The organism is uncultured Desulfovibrio sp., from assembly GCF_944324525.1.
Classification (GTDB): domain Bacteria; phylum Desulfobacterota; class Desulfovibrionia; order Desulfovibrionales; family Desulfovibrionaceae; genus Desulfovibrio.
In genome coordinates, this window is sequence record NZ_CALUWS010000003.1 from 48,426 (window position 1) to 66,620 (window position 18,195).

At 63.3% G+C, this 18,195-nt stretch carries 17 protein-coding genes; 9 read left to right on the forward strand and 8 right to left on the reverse strand.

What is annotated here, in order from left to right:
* Positions 1–400: 400 nt before the first annotated feature.
* From Q0K12_RS01680 to Q0K12_RS01690, 3 genes are all read right to left on the reverse strand, one after another.
* Complete coding sequence (locus Q0K12_RS01680) at positions 401–1,462, reverse strand: tetratricopeptide repeat protein (RefSeq protein ID WP_297259817.1); 1,062 nt, start codon at positions 1,460–1,462, stop codon at positions 401–403.
* 219 nt (positions 1,463–1,681) lie between these two features.
* On the reverse strand, positions 1,682–3,265 hold the full coding sequence (locus tag Q0K12_RS01685) for a tetratricopeptide repeat protein (RefSeq protein ID WP_297259819.1): 1,584 nt from the start codon (positions 3,263–3,265) through the stop codon (positions 1,682–1,684).
* 95 nt (positions 3,266–3,360) lie between these two features.
* A complete protein-coding gene (locus Q0K12_RS01690) occupies positions 3,361–4,227 on the reverse strand; it encodes a hypothetical protein (RefSeq protein WP_297259820.1) in 867 nt (288 codons plus the stop codon).
* 103 nt (positions 4,228–4,330) lie between these two features.
* Here Q0K12_RS01690 and Q0K12_RS01695 point away from each other — a divergent pair, with 103 nt between their 5' ends.
* The 4 genes from Q0K12_RS01695 to Q0K12_RS01710 all read left to right on the forward strand — a co-directional run bounded on the left by Q0K12_RS01695 (position 4,331) and on the right by Q0K12_RS01710 (position 10,125).
* The gene (locus tag Q0K12_RS01695) at positions 4,331–5,341 is read left to right on the forward strand and encodes an NAD-dependent epimerase (RefSeq protein WP_297259821.1); all 1,011 of its coding nucleotides are present in this window, start codon (positions 4,331–4,333) and stop codon (positions 5,339–5,341) included.
* Positions 5,334–7,475, forward strand: coding sequence for a U32 family peptidase (locus Q0K12_RS01700; protein WP_297259822.1), 2,142 nt, complete (start codon positions 5,334–5,336; stop codon positions 7,473–7,475). Before Q0K12_RS01695 ends, Q0K12_RS01700 begins: the two co-directional genes overlap by 8 nt.
* A 703-nt stretch (positions 7,476–8,178) precedes the next feature.
* Entirely contained in the window at positions 8,179–8,775 is a 597-nt protein-coding gene (locus Q0K12_RS01705) for a class I SAM-dependent methyltransferase (RefSeq protein ID WP_363315611.1), read from the forward strand.
* Positions 8,776–9,273: 498 nt separating this feature from the next.
* Positions 9,274–10,125 (forward strand): methyltransferase domain-containing protein, encoded by an 852-nt coding sequence (locus Q0K12_RS01710; RefSeq protein WP_297259823.1) that lies wholly within the window; start codon positions 9,274–9,276, stop codon positions 10,123–10,125.
* 160 nt (positions 10,126–10,285) lie between these two features.
* On the opposite strand, the gene Q0K12_RS01715 is transcribed toward Q0K12_RS01710, so the two are convergent.
* A complete protein-coding gene (locus tag Q0K12_RS01715) occupies positions 10,286–10,519 on the reverse strand; it encodes a SlyX family protein (protein ID WP_297259824.1) in 234 nt (77 codons plus the stop codon).
* A gap of 155 nt (positions 10,520–10,674) precedes the next feature.
* Between Q0K12_RS01715 and Q0K12_RS01720 the strand changes: the two genes are divergently transcribed.
* On the forward strand, positions 10,675–11,076 hold the full coding sequence (locus Q0K12_RS01720; RefSeq protein WP_297259825.1) for a diacylglycerol kinase: 402 nt from the start codon (positions 10,675–10,677) through the stop codon (positions 11,074–11,076).
* Between the two features lie 359 nt (positions 11,077–11,435).
* Here Q0K12_RS01720 and proB read toward each other — a convergent pair whose 3' ends face one another.
* The 4 genes from proB to rplU all read right to left on the reverse strand — a co-directional run bounded on the left by proB (position 11,436) and on the right by rplU (position 14,508).
* Positions 11,436–12,635 (reverse strand): glutamate 5-kinase, encoded by a 1,200-nt coding sequence (gene proB, locus Q0K12_RS01725; RefSeq protein ID WP_297259904.1) that lies wholly within the window; start codon positions 12,633–12,635, stop codon positions 11,436–11,438.
* A gap of 41 nt (positions 12,636–12,676) precedes the next feature.
* A complete protein-coding gene (gene obgE, locus Q0K12_RS01730; RefSeq protein WP_297259827.1) occupies positions 12,677–13,777 on the reverse strand; it encodes a GTPase ObgE in 1,101 nt (366 codons plus the stop codon).
* Positions 13,778–13,894: 117 nt separating this feature from the next.
* Positions 13,895–14,167, reverse strand: a complete 273-nt coding sequence (rpmA, locus tag Q0K12_RS01735; RefSeq protein ID WP_297259829.1) for a 50S ribosomal protein L27 — start codon at positions 14,165–14,167, stop codon at positions 13,895–13,897.
* A 32-nt stretch (positions 14,168–14,199) separates the two neighbouring features.
* The gene (gene rplU / locus Q0K12_RS01740; protein ID WP_297226841.1) at positions 14,200–14,508 is read right to left on the reverse strand and encodes a 50S ribosomal protein L21; all 309 of its coding nucleotides are present in this window, start codon (positions 14,506–14,508) and stop codon (positions 14,200–14,202) included.
* A 187-nt stretch (positions 14,509–14,695) separates the two neighbouring features.
* Between rplU and Q0K12_RS01745 the strand changes: the two genes are divergently transcribed.
* The 4 genes from Q0K12_RS01745 to atpB all read left to right on the forward strand — a co-directional run bounded on the left by Q0K12_RS01745 (position 14,696) and on the right by atpB (position 18,164).
* Complete coding sequence (locus Q0K12_RS01745) at positions 14,696–16,216, forward strand: class I SAM-dependent RNA methyltransferase (protein ID WP_297259831.1); 1,521 nt, start codon at positions 14,696–14,698, stop codon at positions 16,214–16,216.
* A 401-nt stretch (positions 16,217–16,617) separates the two neighbouring features.
* Positions 16,618–16,986 (forward strand): AtpZ/AtpI family protein, encoded by a 369-nt coding sequence (locus Q0K12_RS01750; RefSeq protein WP_297259832.1) that lies wholly within the window; start codon positions 16,618–16,620, stop codon positions 16,984–16,986.
* A complete protein-coding gene (locus tag Q0K12_RS01755) occupies positions 16,973–17,410 on the forward strand; it encodes a hypothetical protein (RefSeq protein ID WP_297259834.1) in 438 nt (145 codons plus the stop codon). The genes Q0K12_RS01750 and Q0K12_RS01755 overlap by 14 nt, the downstream gene beginning before the upstream one ends.
* Positions 17,411–17,459: 49 nt before the next feature.
* On the forward strand, positions 17,460–18,164 hold the full coding sequence (gene atpB / locus Q0K12_RS01760; protein WP_297259835.1) for a F0F1 ATP synthase subunit A: 705 nt from the start codon (positions 17,460–17,462) through the stop codon (positions 18,162–18,164).
* Positions 18,165–18,195: the final 31 nt, after the last annotated feature.

Below are 18,195 nucleotides of genomic sequence, written 5' to 3' on the forward strand. Positions count from 1 at the left end.
GGCGTAGAACATCAACACTAATTTTACAAATAATTTCAATAGATAAGTATTACCCCGTACACGTTCCGCTTGCCATAGAGGCGGGGTCGCCTCGTGTCTCTGCCCCTTCCCCCGGTAAAAGCGCACTGGGGAAGGAATGGGGGCCTGGGGGGAAGGGCGACGAAAACGCCTTTTCTCGCTCCGCTGCAAAAAGGCTGGGCCCTCCCGCGCCGGCGGCGACCAAATGGCGGCCGCAGGCCGTGCCCGTTGGGCGACGCAGGAGCCTTACGGACATCGACAGCAGAGCGCGACCAAATGGCGGCCGCAGGCCGTGCCCGTTAGGCGACGCAGGAGCCTTACGGGCATCGACAGCAGAGCGAGGGGTTCCCCCCAAACAGACCGCAAATAGTGTCAACAGCTCCTAGCGACCCGCTTGCGGCCTTTCCTTGAGGAACCTGGCGGCGGCCTCTTGGGCTGCCGCCCTGGACGTGGGCCGCATCTGCCGTTCAAGCTCCGTTTTCAGCTTGACCGCTTCGGCGGCCGGCTCCTGCCCTTCGGGGAGAAGGCCCATGTACATCAGCAAGTACGTATAGGCGTCGACGGGATCTTTCGGGACGCCCCTGCCGCGAGCGAAGCGTTGCGCCAGATTCAGCGCCGCCTCGGCGTGACCGCCGTGCGCCGCCTTGCTGAACCAGTGGACTGCCCACTGTTCGTCCCAGTAGGTTCCCCTGCCCTGTTCCGACATGAGCCCCACTCGGTATTGCGCCGAGACGACTTTCTGGTTGGCCAGACGGTAATACCAGAAAAAAGCCTCCACCGCGTCTTCCTCGATGCCGTCGCCTCGATCCAGCATGGCCGCCAGCTTGAGTTGCGCCTCGACAAACCCCAGCTCAGCCGCCTCGAGGAAAAGGGCCGCCGCCTCGCGCTTGTCCTGCGGCACGCCCTCACCCTCATAATAGGCGCAGCCCAGTTTGAAAACGGCTTCGACGACACCGTGTTCCGCCGCCTTGCGATACCATTCGACGGCCTGCGCCCCGTCCTGCGGCACGCCCCGGCCTTCATGATACGCAAGCCCCAGCCTGTACTGGGCCGGGCCATACCCCTGTTCCGCCGCCTTGCGCAGCCATTCGGCCGCCTGTGCCTTGTCCTGCGGCACATGGTCGCCACGACTGAACATGAGGGCCAGATTGTATTTGAAGTCGACGCTCCCCTGTTCCGCCGCCTTGCGGTACCAGTAGGCGGCCTGTTCCTTGTCCTGCGGCACGAGGTCGCCGGCGCCGTATATCTCGCCCAGTTTGCGTTGCGCTTCGCTATTTCCCCGCTCGGCCGCCTTGCGGAACCAGGCGACCGCTTTTGCCCCCTTGGCGGGGTCGCCGCCGCTCTCGCTGTAGAACGAGTAGCCCCGCCTGAGGCTTGCATGGGTGTCCATATTGGTGACGATCTGATCGATGATGCCGCTTTTGAACGCCAGGACGGCCAACAAAATGACAACAACGAAAGTGATCGGCAGCGGCCGCTCCCACACATTCCGACTTCGATCCGTCGATATGCGGCGTTCGGCCGGCCGTCCTCTTCGTGCGGACAGATCGCTTTTCCTTGCGAACATCAGCGTTTCCCATCCTGGAGCAGGTTTCGCTTGCAACGCATTACGTTGCAAACGGAAAATGCTTGCGCGTCAACAGGCAGCAACCCACCGGGCGGCTTACCGGAAGGAGAAGCGTTCAAGGAGACGCCGAGCCTGCTTGTCGCCGTTCCTGGCCTGCTGCACGAGCTGGTAATATGATCCAAGAATTCTGCGGAATTTCGCCGCTTCTTCATATTCCCGCGGGTACTCCAGCCTGAACCTCTCCAGCGCGGCGTCGGCGCCGGCATACCCCTGACAGGCCGCCTTCTCCAGCCAGTAGCGCGCCCTCACCAGATCTTTGGCAAGGTCGACACCCTCATAAAAAGCGACGCCCAGAAGGTACTGTGCGGCGGCGTATCCCAGCTCCGCCGCCTGGCTGTACCAGTCAAAAGCCTTCCCCTTGTCGGCGGGCATGTCCTTCCCCAGAAAAAAACGAGACGCCAGCCGGTACTTGGCCTCAGCATCCCCGTACTTCGCAACGTCCCAGGCGCGGAAAAGAGCGGCTTCCACCAGTATCTCCGGGGCCTTGGGGTGTCCCAGTCTTGCCGCTACCCGCAGCAGACGGAGCCCCCCCTCCGGATCCAGAAGCGTGCCCCGCCCCTTGTATTTGCTTATGCCCGCATCATAGGCGGCCACGGCTTTTCGCTCTCTGATGGTCTCACGCAGGCTGTCCCGCGACAGCTCTTTTTTTTGCGGCAGCCCCAGGCCGGTATTGTACATGACGCTCAGCCTGTACCAGGCTTCGGCTACGCCCTGTTCCCCGGCCTTGCGCAGCCATTCCAGCGCCTGTGCCGTATCCTGTGGCAGGCCGTCGCCATCGGCATACATGATGCCCAGCCTGTACTGGGCATCGGCTTCTCCCTGTTCGGCCGCCTTGCGAAACCAGTAGGCGGCTTCGGCCTTGTCCAGCGGCACGCCGTCGCCTTCATCGCACAGCGTGGCGAGCTGCCACTGTGCATCGATATTGTGTTTCATGGCGGCCTTGCGGAACCAGCGCGCCGCTTCGGTCTTGTCCTGCGGCACGCCCTTGCCTTCGAGGCTGGCGTATGCCCGGGCAAGCAGCTCCTCCTCCGGCAGCGTATCGGTCGCCATATCCTTTTCAAGCTCTTTCAAAACGGCCTGAGCATCGGTATTGCCCTGTCCGGCGAGCGCGAGCAGCCAGTTTACCGCCTCGGCCTTGTCCTGCGGGGTCCCCCCCTCCCCTTCGGCATACAGCGTGCCCAGAGCGATCTGGGCATCGACATGGCCCTGCGAGGCGGCCTCGCGCAGCCAGAAAAGCGCCTTCTCCATATCCCTGCTGACGCCTTCGCCCCTGGAAAGCATGATCCCCACCTGATACTCGGTAGAACCTCTGCCCTTGTCGGCCGCATTGGAGAAATAGGCCTTGTCCATCCCGCGAACGCGCTCCTCCCACAGGATGAAAAGCACGTTTTCGGTAACGGTGCTGAGGCAGATGGCGGCAAGGGGGAGGCATATGGCCGCCGCCAGCAGCGTGCGCTGAGGCAGAGGTCTGTCCTCTCCCTTGCTGAAAAGCGATTTGAAGAAGGATCTGCAACTGAGGACGGCACGGGGAAGCGCGGCGGCGGCCGCAAGGCCCCTCCGTAAGGACAGCGTGCCGCCCTTTTCCGTGCGTTGCGTCGAGGTAACGTCTTTTTGCGGCATGTCGCTCCTTCCTTGCCGTCTAGATGTTCATGTTCCGCTCGCTGTCATTCGGAGTATCGGCCCGCTGCATCATGGACGTTGGCTCCGTCCGGCGCTCAGGATGTTTTGTCGGTATCCGCAGGGGGAGCGGCAGGGGAAATGTCGGCATCCACGATATCGTCCGCTCCATCGTCCGCCGCATCCGGGCCGGAAGGCCGGGCGGGGGGCACATCCGAAGCGATCGCCGCGACCGGGGCGGCGGGCTGGGCCGCGTCATCCGCGGCGGGCAGGGCATTCAGGGCCGAGGGCGGGACTTCCAGCGGCGTCTTGCCGTCAGGCAGCAGGATGATGCCGGTACGCTCCAGCACGGCCTGCCGGAAGGCGTATTCCCGCTCCATCTGATGATGCCGGTAAAGGAAGAACTGCCGGGTCACATAGCAAACGGTAAGGAAGATGACGAGCCCGCCCACGATCCAAGGCAGATAGATCAGCAGCGCGCCGCCCAGACGGCCGAGCATGTCCACCAGTCCGTCCACGAAGAGCAGCAGGCCGCCGAAAAACAGCAGGGAAAGCAGGATGACCACCGTGGGCGCATGGCGCACCATGCTGTAGAAGCGCTCCACATGCGGCGGCAGAGAGGTTGCGGCAGCCTGTCCGGCGCTTTGCCCTTCGGCCGGGGACTCGCCCCCGGCGGGGCGTTCCAGCGTCCGGGCCACCAGCAGGCCGGAAAGATGCAGGATCAGCAAGAGGCCCACGGGCAGCAGCAGGGCGGCCAGCCCCCAGCCCAGCCAGGGAAAACGCGGCAGCGGCGGGCCGCCGGGCTCGACGGGCTCGGCATGCATGATGCCGTAGATGGCGGAGGCTCCGCCCACGGCCAGCTCCAGCAGGAAGATGGCCACGAGCAGGTAGATGATGATGTCCTTGTGACGGCTTTCCGCCCAGTGGGAGGCCTTGGATGCGTCGGAAGATACGGTTTTTTTCATGTATCAGCCTGTAACAGAAATCCCTGCAAGCGACAAGGCGGCGTAGAAAGCCGCTTGCTCCTGCGCATCTTCTAGCATACTGTCTGCGGGGAGGAGCAAGACCATGCATGTGCTTGTTACCGGCGCTGCCGGCTTCATCGGCTACCACCTCGCGCAACGGCTCGTGACGGACGGTCACAGCGTCGTGGGGCTGGACAATTGCAACGATTACTATGACGTGCGGCTCAAGCGGGACCGTCTGGCCCGGCTGGAAGGCCTGCCCGGCTTCCGTTTCGTGGAAGCGGATCTGGCCGACGGCGCGGGCATGGAAAAGCTTTTTGCGGCCGAGGGCTTCAGCCATGTGGTCAACCTGGCCGCCCAGGCCGGGGTACGCTACAGCCTGCAGAACCCCGCCTCCTATATCAGCTCCAATCTGGTGGGCTTCGGCAACGTGCTGGAGGGCTGCCGCCACCACAAGGTGGAGCACCTCGTCTTTGCCTCCTCCTCGTCGGTGTACGGCCTGAACACGCATCAGCCCTATTCCGAACATGCCGCCGTCAACCATCCGGTGAGCCTCTACGCCGCCACCAAGAAAAGCAACGAGCTCATGGCCCACTCCTACGCCCATCTCTACGGGCTGCCCTGCACGGGCCTGCGCTTCTTTACGGTGTACGGGCCGTGGGGCAGGCCGGACATGGCCCTCCAGCTCTTTGCCCATGCCATCATGCGGGACGAGCCCATAAAGGTCTTCAATGAAGGCCGCATGCGCCGGGACTTCACCTACATCGACGACATCGTGGAAGGGATGGTGCGCCTGCTGCCGCTGGCGGCCCGGCCCGATCCGCAATGGGATGCCGGCGCGCCCGACCCCGCCACCAGCAGCGCGCCGTGGCGCATCTACAATATCGGCAACAACCGGACGGTGGAACTCAACGATTTCATCGCCGCGCTGGAGGAAGCCCTCGGCCGCAAGGCCCGGCGGGAACTTTTGCCCATGCAGCCCGGCGACGTGCGGGCGACCTGGGCCGACATCGATGATCTTGCCGCCGCCACGGGTTTCGCGCCGCTGACCCCGCTGAAGGAAGGCATGGCGAAATTCGTGAGCTGGTTCAAGGAATATTACAACTATGCATGACATCCCCCTGCCCACCCCGCAGCGTCCCGAGATCCTGGCCCCGGCCGGGGACACGCCCTCCTTCCTGGCCGGTCTTGCCGCCGGCGCGGACGCCATCTATCTGGGACTCAAGCATTTTTCCGCCCGCATGCAGGCGGAGAACTTCAGCCTCACCGAGCTGTCCCGCCTGACCGATCTTGCCCACAGCGAGCAGGCCCGCGTCTATGTGGCCATGAATACGCTGGTCAAGCCCGGCGAACCGGCAGCCGCTTACCGCCTCATCCACCGGCTGGCCCGGCAGGTGAAGCCGGACGGGCTCATCGTGCAGGACCTGGCCTTTGTGGACATCGCCCGGCAGGCCGGTTTCGAGGGAGGGCTTTTCCTCTCCACGCTGGCCAACCTCACCAGTCCCCAAAGCCTGCTGACCGCAAAGGCGCTGGGCGCGAGCCGCGTCATCCTGCCGCGTGAGCTTTCCATCGACGAGATCCGCCTCATGGGCGAAGCCTGTCCCGACGGGCTGGATCTGGAATGCTTCATCCACGGGGCGCTGTGCTATTGCGTTTCCGGACGCTGCTACTGGTCCAGCTACATGGGCGGCAAGAGCGGCCTGCGCGGTCGCTGCGTGCAGCCTTGCCGCCGCGTCTACCGGCAGGGAGGTTCCGCCGCCGCGGCGCTGCTCCGGCAGGCCGAACAGCAGAGCGCGCAGGAGGAGGCCCGCCGCAAGGGCCGTCCGCTGCGGGAACTGCAGCCGCAGGGACGCGAGCGCGATCAGCGCCGCTCGCCGGGCAAGGGCAGGGAAGGGCGCTTCTTCTCCTGTCTCGACCTGTCGCTGGACGTGCTGGCCAAGACGCTGCTCCATATCCCGCACCTCGTGTCGTGGAAGATCGAAGGCCGCAAGAAAGGCCCGCACTATGTCTATCATGTGGTGACGGCCTACCGCATGCTGCGGGACAACCCCGGCGATGCGCAAGCCCGCAAGGACGCCGAGGAGATCCTTGAAATGGCGCTGGGGCGGCCCGGCACCCGGGCGCGCTTCCTGCCGCAGAAGGACAACACCATCCCCACGTCCCCCTCGGGCATGACGAGTTCCGGCCTGCTGGCGGGCAAGATCCGCATCGAGCAGGACGGCCGCGTCACCCTCAAGCCGCATTTTGAGCTCCTGCCGCAGGATTATCTGCGCGTGGGCGTGGAAGACGAGCGCTGGCACGCCACCCTGCCGGTGACGCGGCGCATCCCCAAGGCCGGCACGCTGCTCCTGCGTCTGCCCCGGCACAAGACGCCCAAGGCCGGGACGCCGGTCTTCCTCATCGACCGGCGGGAGCCGGAACTCATGAACCTGCTGCGGGAGTGGCAGGGCCGCCTTGATGCGCTCCCCGTGCGGGAAAGCCGCGCCGTGGAAAAGGCGCCGGTCTTCCCTCCGGCGGTCAAGCCTTCGCCCCGGCCGGATACGGTGGTGCGGCCCAGTCTGCCGCAAGGACGGGAAACGCGCGGCAGCCGGCAGCAGATCACCGGCCTCTGGCTTTCGCCGCGTACGGCGGACATCTCCCGCACGGTGGCCCCGCGCATCAGCTGGTGGCTGCCGCCCGTCATCTGGCCTGAGGAAGAGGAGGGCGTACGGCGGCGCATCGAACGGCTCTGCCGGGAAGGCGCACGGCATTTCGTCTGCAACGCGCCCTGGCAGAAGGATCTTTTCCCGTCCGAGCTCAGGGGCGAGGAGCTCGACCTCGTGGCCGGGCCTTTCTGCAATGCCGCCAATGCGGCGGCGCTTACGGTCTTGCGGGACATGGGCTTTGCCGCGGCCTACGTCAGTCCGGAGCTCTCGCGGGAAGAATTTCTCGCCCTGCCGAAGCAGAGCCCGCTGCCGCTGGGCATGGTGATCTCCGGCTTCTGGCCCGTGGGGATCAGCCGTTTCGGCCTGCTGGGCGTCAAGCCCAATGAGCCGTTCATGAGTCCCAAGGGAGAAGTGTTCTGGGCCCGCAACTACGGCGGCAACATCTGGCTGTATCCGGGCTGGCCGCTGGACCTCAACGAGCAGCGGCAGGAACTGCAGGCTGCGGGCTACAGCTTCTTTGCCCGGCTGGAGGAACACGTGCCGCAAGGCCTGCCGGAAGCCCGCCGCCCCGGTCTCTTCAACTGGGAAGGCGCCTTGCTGTAGATCTTTTTGGGGGGAAGGGGAACCCCTCGCTCTGCTGTCGATGCCCGTAAGGCTCCTGCGTCGCCTAACGGCCTGTTAACACTGTTTACTGCTTGTTTGGGGGGAAGGGGAACCCCTCCGCCGGCGCGGGAGGGGTTCCCCTTCCCCCCAAGCCCCCTATCCCTTCCCCAGCGCGCTTTTAGCAGAGAAAGACTCCAAGGACGAGACAGCCTCGCCCCGGAGGGTAAGCAGATCTTGTACGGTTTTTTCTTTATCTATCGGAATAATTTGTAAATTTTATGTTAACAGGCCTAACGGGCACGGTCTGCGGGCCGCCTTTCGGTCGCTGCCACCTTCCCGCCCTGCCCCGCGGCTGGAATTGATGAACATCATGATTAAGGACGGCCTGCCTCATATAACAGCAACACATGACAGAAATAATCCCCGAAGTTGTGATGTTATGCAAAATATTGGCATGGACACCAATATTCTTTTAAAGCACAATAGCAGTAAAAAATATTTTAGTTACATTTTGGAATTACCAACTTACTTTGATGGGAATACTTGAAATGGATGAAGTAAAGAAAAATTATTACGGAAGCCTGTGTGCCGACATGTATGAAATATTACATGAACAGGCTCCGCAGGACGAACTTAATTTCTATCTCTCCTATGCAGAAAAGGGAAAAAAATTTTAGAACCTTTGTGCGGCAGTGGAAGGTTTTTGATTCCATTTTTGGAGCGTGGCTTTGATATTTACGGAATAGATTTATCAAAAGAAATGCTGGACAAGCTAAGACGGAAAGCACCGAACGCACAGGTGATACAGGCGGATATTGCTAAATATACTGTACAGGAAAATTTTGATTATATTTTTATTCCTTCAGGGTTCATTTCCTTGTTTACAGATATGCGTATGTGCAAAAAAATCTTAGAAAAGATAAAAAAATTATTGACTGTTGGCGGGAAATTCGTATTTGCCGTTGATACCGTTTTTGGAAGGTGCGATGAGGATAATACATACAAAGTACGCGCCTCTGTAAAAACAAAAGAAGGACATTATTTAACTTTAAAAATGAAAAATTACTATGATAAAAACAGCCAGACACAGTTTTCTCCATCTATTTATGAGCTCTATAACAACACTGAATTGTTGCGAAGCGAAAATATTGATTTTCAGACACATCTATATCACTATGGTGAAATGGAAGAATATTTAAAAAATTGTGGCTTCAAAAGTATAGTGACATATTCAAATTACCAGAAAGAACCGGCAAATAACGACGAATGCGAAATGTTTATTTACGAATGCAGCGTATAGCAAAGTTAGCCAGAGCAGCCAGGAACAGGATGCCGACATATCACCATGAAGAAAATGGATAGGCGTCCAGCTACAGCCCAAAGAATATTAAAAAACTTTTTTGCGACACAGTTAGAGCATTTTTAGTTTGAAACGCATTGCATTTCAGACCATATGGCCTGGCGTTTTGCGGAAAAAACGTGTTTTTTCGCTCACTTTTGGCCGGTCGGCGCTGTACAGCCACCTCGCCTTTTGCCTTTTGTAAAGACAAAAGGCTCTAAGGGAAGGATTTTTAAATTTCAAGCAGATATATGCATATTTTAGAACAGCAAGTTACTTTTGTCATGCAGGCTGTCCCGGTGAACAAGGACTCAACGAACAGATAAATGGTCTTCTTCGTCAACTCCCCCCCGTTATCGGAGTTTCAAGGATAACAGACCCTGGGGCTGGTTGACCTATTCACTGCTTGTTTGAGAGGAAGGGGAGCGACCACATAGCGCCCCTTTTTCTTCCCACGCCATGTCCGACATCCGCCTCCCCGTCTCCATCGAAGCGGCCCGCGCCGCCTTCCCCAGTGGTCTGGAACAGCCGCCGGGCGCGTATCGTTTTGGCATGGACGCCCTGTTGCTGGGAGCCTGGGCCGCCCGCTGTCTTGGCGAAGCCGGCGGCGCGGCGGCGGTGACGGAGCTGGGCAGCGGCTGCGGCGCGGCGCTTTTCGCGCTGCTGCTGCATCCGGCCCTGACGCGGCCGCCGTCGCAGGCGTTGGGGGTGGACGACAAGAAAGAACTTTGCGCCGCCGCCTGCCTGAATGCGGCGCGGCTGGGACTGGACTGCTGTCGTTTTCTTGAAGGGGATGTGGAGGACGCCGCCTTGCTGCGGCAAATGGGCGAACGCGCCTTTGCTGCGGTACTGACCAATCCTCCCTTTGATCTGCCGGGCAGACGGGCCACGCCGCCGCTCAGGGAGCGGGCACTGCGTTCCACCTCGCATTCGGATACGGAGACAGCCCGCAAAGAGGATGGTCAGTCCGCCCTGAACGTATTCTGTCGGGCCGCCTCACGCCTCCTGACCCATCATGGCCGTTTTTATGTCATCTTCCCGGCCGGGGACATCAGCCGTCTGCTGTCGGCCCTGTCCGCGGCCCGACTGGGCCTGCGGCGTCTGCTGCCCGTCCATCCTGACCGGCAAGGCCCGGCGATCCGCCTGCTGGCGGAAGCCCGCCGGGATGCGGCCTCGGACTGCCGCCTGCTGCCGCCGCTTTTCTTGCACGCGCAAGAACGGGACAACGGCCCGGAATGGACGCCGGAAGCCCTCGAATTCTGCCCGTGGCTTGCGGGAGCAACGCAGGGGGAAGAAGCTTCGCAAAGCTGAGGCCGGCGCACGCGGGAGCCTTCGCCAGCCTGAGCGGTCAGTCCGCACGCAAGAGCAGCGCCTTTTCCAGAGAACATGCCTCACCGGCGTCAAGCGCAGTGCGCAGGCAGCTGCGGCACTGCACGAAAGATATACGGGCAGGCTCCTGCCGCTGTCAGACTCAATACCGCTCCGGCATATAGTGCGGCGGCAGCTCGTTTGCCGGGCCATTCCCCTGTTCGCTCATCTGTTCCCGCAACAGGCGCAGGAGCTGACAGGCTTCCGCAAGCCGGCGCTCCATATCGTCAAGCTGGCGCTGCTGCTGCACCAGCGCCTCGTTCAGGGCCTCCAGGCGCTGTTCCTGAAAGTACATGCTCTCTTCCAGCCGCGTCAGACGCTCTTCATGATCTGCCATGCTCTTGTCCCCCGCAGTCGCGTATGCTACACCTTGAGCGCTTTCATCACGACGGCCGCAGCGGCGCGCTCCCGCCCTGCGCCAAAGCCCTCGGCACGACGGCCGCTCTGCAGGGCAGGACGCTTTCCGGCCGCACACCCCTTTTACGTACGCCCATGTCCGAACCCACAGCCCCTTTCCGCAACGATCTCAAGGGCCGCACCGGCCTTGTCCGCCTGCGCAACGCCCTGCGTTACTCCCTGGGCGGCTACCGTGCCGCCTGGAAGGACGAGCAGGCCTTCCGCCAGATCGTCTGCCTGTGCGGGCCGGGGCTCATCCTGGCCGGGCTGCTCTGCCGCACCTGGGCGGAGGGCATCCTGCTCATACTGCCGCTGGCGCTTGCCGTTGTGGTGGAACTCTGCAACAGCGCCATCGAAAACGTGGTGGACCGCATCTCCCCGGACTGGCACCCTCTGGCCAAGAAAGCCAAGGACATGGGCAGCGCCGCCCAGCTGACCGCGCAGCTCCTCATTGCGCTTGTCTGGGGCAGCTACCTGCTCGTCCGCATCTGCGCCTGAAGTCCGCGCCATGTCTCTTTCCTGAGAAAAGTCACTGGGGGAGGGGAACCTCTTTCTTCCCTCTGTCGCTGCCTGTAAGACGCTTGTGTCGCCTAGAGCATTTTCCGTTTGAAACGCTTTGCGTTTCAAACCATACGGCCGGGCGGCGCTATGCGGCCGCCCCGCACTTTGCCGTTTTCAAAGGCAAAATGCTCTCATGAAGCAGATACCGTTGCGGATGCCGGCGCCTCACAGACTGCCCCCTGAAAAAAGCGCGCTGGGGGAAGGGTGGGGGGCTTGGGGGGAGGGGAACCCCCGCCCGCGCCGGCGGAGGGGGTTCCCCTCCCCCCAAAAATACGCCGCCCCACTGGCAACAGCGCCTAAACGGCGGCCTCCAGCAGCATATTGTCCCGGTGGATGACTTCGGGATAGTGGGCATCGCCCAGGATGGCCGCTACTTCGATGCGTTTGAGGCCCATGATCTTCCGCAGGTCCGGGGCGCTGTAGTTGCTCAGGCCCACGCCGAGGGTGGCGCTCCCGCCGTCCGCATCCAGACGGGCGATGCGCACCAGCGCCCCTTGCTGGAAGTTGCCCTCCACCTGCCGCACGCCGCCGGGCAGCAGGCTGCCGCCCCGGTTTTGCAGGGCCTCCGCCGCGCCGGAATCCACAAAGACCGTGCCTGTGGGATCGGACTGGTAGGCAAGCCAGAACTTCCGGCGGGAGATGGCGTGCTCGGCCGGGCGTACCCAGGTGCCCACCTCCTCCCCGGCAAAGGCCCGGCACATGACGTCCGGCTGACGGCCGGGCAGGATGAGCGTGGGCACGCCGAGCTGGGCGGCGCGCCGGGCCGCGGTGAGCTTGGAATACATGCCGCCGGTGCCGACGGTGGTCTTGCCGCCGCAGAGCTTGCCGAGGTCCAGCTCACCCACGTTCTCCACGCAGGGCATGACGCCGACGTCGGGGTCTTCCTGCGGATTGCCGGCCAGCACGCCGGGGGCCGAGGTGAGGTTGATGAAGAGATCCGCGCCGGTCAGGTTGACCAGCAGGCTGGAAAGACAGTCATTGTCCCCGAACTTCAATTCCGCGACGGAAACGGTATCGTTCTCGTTGACGATGGGCAGGACATCCCATTGCAGCAGTTCGGCAAAGGTATTGCGCGCATTGAGGAAACGCTGCCGGGCCCGCAGGTCGTCGCGGGTAAGCAGCACCTGCGCCGTGGGCAGCCCGTGCGGGGCAAAGGCCTTGTCCCAGGCCCGCATGAGCTGGCCCTGCCCGACGGCGGCGGCGGCCTGTCGGGCCGCAAGGCCCACCACGTCAAAATGGCGTTCGTGCCGGGCAAGGGTGGCGCGCCCCGCCGCCACGGCCGCCGAGGAGACGAGGATGAGCCGCCGGGCCGGGCCATCGCCGCCCGGGGCATCCGGCATACCGAGCCCGCCGCGCAGGGCGGCCATCTGGGCCGCGATATTTTCCAGCACCGCCGCGCAGAGGCCGGACGGATCCGTCAGCACGGCACTGCCTATCTTGATGATCACAAGGCGGGCATGCGCCAGTGCCGCGCGCTTTTCCTCTCGCCAGTCCACAGGGCGGGTCTTCATATGTCCTCCGGCCGGAGCCAGGCCAATCATTCTCTGGTGTAGATGACCTCGATGTCCTCGAAGTCGTCCTCTTCCGCGTCGGGAGCATCCCAGGCGCGGTGCAGCGGGTCGTGCGTCTCCAGACTGTCGCGCATGCGCCAGAGTTCGGCCACCAGCGGCTCCAGCCCCTCGCCCTCACGCGCGGAGATGAAAAAGACCTGCCGCCCGTCGGCGGCGGCCCGCTCCCGCAGGGCGTCCACCCGCTCGGGCGTCACAAGGTCGATCTTGTTCACCACCTCGATCTGTCGCCGCTGGCCGAGTTCTTCGCTGAAGCGCCGCAACTCCTCGTTGATGAGCTCGAAACCGGCCCACGGGTCGTCATCGTTCACGTCTTCGATGCTCAGGATGTGCACGAGGAAGCGCGTGCGTTCCACATGCTTGAGGAAGCGGTGCCCCAGGCCCTGCCCCTCGTGCGCGCCTTCGATAAGGCCGGGGATGTCGGCGATGACCATGCGCCGGTCGGGGTCGTACTCGTCGATCATGACGCCCAGATTGGGCGTCAGCGTGGTAAAGGGATACGCGGCGATCTTGGGCCGGGCGGCCGAGACCTGGGAAATGAAGGTGGACTTGCCGGCATTGGGCAGGCCCAGCAGACCGGCATCGGCCAGGATCTTGAGTTCGAGGCGCAGGTCCACCACCTCGCCGGGCTCGCCGGGCTGGGCGAAACGCGGCGCGCGCATGGTGGAGGTCTTGAAATGCTCATTGCCCTTGCCGCCACGGCCGCCCTGCGCCACCAGCACTTCCTGTCCGGCTTCGCTCAGGTCGGCCAGCAGACGTTCGCCGTCCTCATCCACGGCATAGGCCAGCGTGCCCACCGGCAGGTCGAGCACCAGATCCTCGCCGTTCTTGCCGTCGCACTGGCTGCCCATGCCGGGCTGGCCGTTGCGGGCCTCGTACAGGCGCTTGAGGCGGAAGTCATAGAGGGAGAGCAGGCGAGGCTCGGCCCGCAGGATGACCGAACCGCCATTGCCGCCGTTGCCGCCATTGGGGCCGCCGCGCGGCACAAATTTCTCGCGGCGGAAGGACACGCAGCCATGTCCCCCCTTGCCGGCGCGTACCTGGATGCGGGCTTCATCCACAAATCTCATGCGGGCTCCGTGCCGTTACGGGTAACGGCGGTAAAAAATGTTCATGCTGCGCAAACAGCAAAAGGGAAGAAGCCCTGCGGCCTCTTCCCCGAAAAATTGCCTCCTGCCGCGACCGGACTAGTCGGCGGCGGGAACTTCCACGTGGACGCGGGTCAGCACGCGGCGCTTGCGGGTGTACTTTTCATAGCGCACCACGCCGTCGATCTTGGCGAACAGGGTGTAGTCCCTGCCCATGCCCACGTTCTCACCGGGATAGATCCGGGTCCCAAGCTGACGCACGAGGATGTTGCCCGCCAGCACCTGCTGCCCGCCAAAACGCTTGACGCCGCGTCTTTGGCCCGCACTGTCGCGGCCGTTGCGCGAAGAGCCGCCTGCTTTCTTATGAGCCATGATTTACTCCTTGCTTGCGCGCCGGGGCGCGGCTAGCCGTTGATGCTCTTGACGCGAATGGTGGTGTAGTCCTGACGGTGACCGCGCAGCTTGCGCGAGTCATTGCGACGCCAGCGCTTGAAGACCATCACCTTGGCGCCGCGGCCGTGTTCCACCACTTCGGCGGTAACAGCGGCATTGGCAACGTAGGGGGCACCCACCTTGCACTGACCGCCGCCGATCATCAGCACCTTGTCCAGCGTGATCTCGCTGCCGGCCTGCGCGGACAGCTTTTCCACAACCACTTTGGAACCTTCTTCCACGCGGTACTGCTTACCGCCGGTTTCAATAATAGCGTACATGCTCGACCTCCGAAAAGAGAAAGGCTTTTTTGCCTCATTATTCACTGAATGTCAATGCGGCTTTTCCGTTTTGTCGCCGCTGGCTCTTAGCACGATTTGCGCGGCATGGCAAGCAAAAGGCGCGTCCCTTCCTTATTTTCTCCGCTCCGCGGCTTGCGGCCCCGCCATGAAAACCGTACAAGGAGGCATGGCAGACACCCTTCTTCTTGCTATCGAGGCGCTGGCCCACGACGGACGCGGCATCGCCCGCACGCCGGACGGCGTCGTCTTCGTGTCCGACAGCCTGCCGGGCCAGACGGTCAGGGCCCGTCTGCTGCGGCGCAAGGCCAGCTTTGCCGAAGCCTGCCCGGTGGAACTCGTGCAGGCCGGGCCCGACGACCGGCCCCCGCTTTGTCCGCATCAGGCGGCATGCGGCGGCTGCGCCTGGCAGCGCCTGTCCCGCCCGGCCCAGCTCCGCTGGAAGGAGCGGCTGCTGCGGGACGCCCTGCAGCGCATCGGCAAGCTGGCGGACAGCCCGCTGCTCCCCATCCTTGCCGCCCCTCAGGAAACGCATTTCCGCAACAAGATGGAATTCGCCTTCGGCATGGCGGCCGAGACCACGCCTCAGGACGACCGCCTCCGCCTCGGCCTGCGGCAGCGCGGCGGACTTGCGGTCACGCCTGTTCCCGACTGCCGCCTCCTGCCGCCGGAAACGCTGGCCGTGGTCCGATCCGCGGAAGATCTGGTCCGGGAACTTTCCGGCATCGACCCGCGCCTGACCGCCCATACGCCGGCCCCACGCACCCCGCGCAGCGGGCGGAAGCGTTCACGGCAGGACGGGGACAGGGGCTTCTGGCGCTTCCTTACTCTTCGGCGTGGCCTGACGCCGCACGGCGGACTCACGCCGCGACAGGCCCTCGACAGGCCGCAGGACTGGCGCGCCTGGGCCATCTGCCTGACCAGTCCCGGAGATGCCCGGCAACGCCGCATGGTTCGCAGGCTGGGGGAACGCCTGCTGGCCCTCCATCCGCATCTGGCGGCCTTCATCCATGAAGAACGGACCCGGGATGATGCCCTTGCTCAGGGTGAGCGGCGCGTCATCTGTCTGGACGCCTCCGGCAGGGACGGAGAGGAGGCCGCGCTGCTCCGTCTGCCGCTGGGCGGACAGTGGTTCACGCTGGATGCGGCTTCCTTTTTCCAGGTCAATACGGATGCGGCCCAGCTGCTGGCCCGCGAGGCGCTGGAGCAGCTCCAGCCCGCCCTTGGAGGGGGACGGCCCGCCGGGGCCAGGCTGCTGGATCTCTATTGCGGTGTGGGTGCGCCCGGCCTGCTGCTGGGGCCGCATGTCGCCGAGACCTGCGGGATCGAATACGATGCGCGCGCCATCCGTCTGGCCCGTCGTAATGCGGAGGCTCTGGGCTGCCGGGGCGTCTGGCAGGCGGGGGACGCCGGGAAGCTCCTGAACGAGAGGGCGGATGCGCCCGGCAGTTTCGACGCCGCGCTGGTGGACCCGCCGCGAGCCGGGATGGATGCCGCCGTGCGGGAGCACCTGCTGCGCCTGCGGCCGCCGCATATCCTGCTCGTTTCCTGCAATCCCGCCACGCTGGCGCGGGACGCCGCCTGTCTGGCGCAGGACTACGAACCGCTGGCCATCCGGCCCGTGGATCTCTTTCCGCATACGCCGCATCTGGAATCCGTCAGCCTCTGGCGTCGCCGTCAGGGCCTGTAAGCACTCTTTGCTGCTTGTTTGAGGGGAAGGGGACCCCCTCGCCTCGCGCGGGAGGGGTTCCCCTTCCCCCCAAGCCCCCCATCCCTTCCCCAGCGCGCTTTTACCGTGGGAAGAGTCAGGGACACGGGGCAAGCTCGCCCCCATAAGGCACGCGGGGCATGCACGGCATATTCTGATTATCCGCTGAAATTATTCATACAGTTTATGTTAAAAAGCCTTAGAGGCAGCACTACTCCTTAGACCGTGCCTGCAAGGTCTTACAGTCCAACAGGCACGGCCCTGACAAGGCCCCAAGGCACGCCGCGCAATGCACATTGACGATTTTCCTTGCCGCTGGTAGGGTATCAGGCGACCATTGGCAGGTGCGGCACAGGCCGCCGGACGACAGACACAGGGTTTGCATGTCCTTCAGAGAAATTTTGCGGCAACAGCAGCGTGGCCTCGAATTCATGGGGAATGTCGGGGTCATCGGATTGCATATGGTCAGCGGGCCGCTGGTGGGCGTGGCCATCGGCTACGGACTGGACGTCTGGCTGGAGACCGGCCCCTGGTGCAAGCTGATCTTTCTGCTCGTGGGCGTCGGGGCGGGTTTTCTCAACGTCTATCGGGACAGCCGCCGCCTGCTGGACCGCATGGCCCGTGAGGACGCCCGGCGCAAGGGACTTCAGCCCGATGCGCCGCTTTCCGCCGATGCGCAGCCGCCCGCGGAGGAGGCCGCCTCGCCGGCACAGCCCGCCACGGCGGCGGAGCGGAAGCATGAAGACGCCTGAGGCCGTGTGCGGCATCCTGCCCCGGCTGGACGGCTGGTTATGGCGGCGCGGCATCTGTCATTTGCAGATCCTGCCGCTGTTGCGCAACCTCCTTCTGGCGTCCGCGCTGCTGCTGCTGACCGGCGGCGCGCTCGTCATCGCGGGGTTGGGAGAGGCCGTGTTCTGGGCCGGGACCGGTTGTGCGCTGATGACATGGATTTTTTGGGAGCTGGCGCGCTTCTTTCTCCGCCGCTCCCTGGGTGAGAACGGCATGGCGGTGCTGCCCCTGCTGCTGATGCGCTGGGGGCTGCGCCTGATCGTCGGGGCCGGTGTGGTCTATCTGGTCCTCGTCGTGGGCAGGGCCTCGCCAATGGCCTTCGTGGCCGGTCTGGTGCTTGCCGAAGTCATTGCCCTTGCAAGTTACGTTCGCGCCGCGCGGCGCTGAACCCATACCGGCGTCGCCCGGCAGGAACGACGCACAAGAGGAGGCTCCTATGGCTGGTGGTTTGCCGCATCCGGTACTGCTCTCCACCTTTCTGGACATGGATGAAGTGATCATCAATGGCCAGGCGGTGGAATTCAAGCATGTCTTCTATTCCTGGGTCTGCATGGCCGTCCTCTTCGTCCTGGCCCTCATCGTCCGCCGCCGCCTTACGCTGGTGCCGGGCCGCCTGCAGAACGTCTTCGAGGCCATCGTCGACACCATAGAGAATTTCGTCTGCGGCAGCATGGGCGAGACGGGACGCAAGTTCGTCCCCCTGCTGGCGGGCATCTTCATCTACATCTTTTCCATGAACATCATGGGCCTCATCCCGGGCCTCGACGCGCCCACGGCCAATCTGAACACCACGGTCTGCATGGCTCTCTTCGTGCTGGTCTTCTACAATGCCGTCGGCCTCTGGAAGTGGAAGGCCCACTATGTCCATCACTTCACCGGCCCTTCCAAGTTCCTCGTGCCGCTCATGTTCCCGCTGGAGATCGTGTCGCACCTCTCGCGGCCGGTCTCGCTGTCTCTCCGTCTTTTCGGCAACATCCGCGGCGAAGAGATCGTCATGATCCTTTTCTTCGTCATGGCGCCCATCCTGGGGACCATCCCGATCTACGCCCTCTTCCTGCTCGGCAAGACCATGCAGGCCTTCGTCTTCTTCATCCTGACGATGGTGTACATCAAGGGCGCTCTGGAAGCCCCGGAACATTAGACCCGTCCTTCTGTGGGGAATGGTCGCTTGC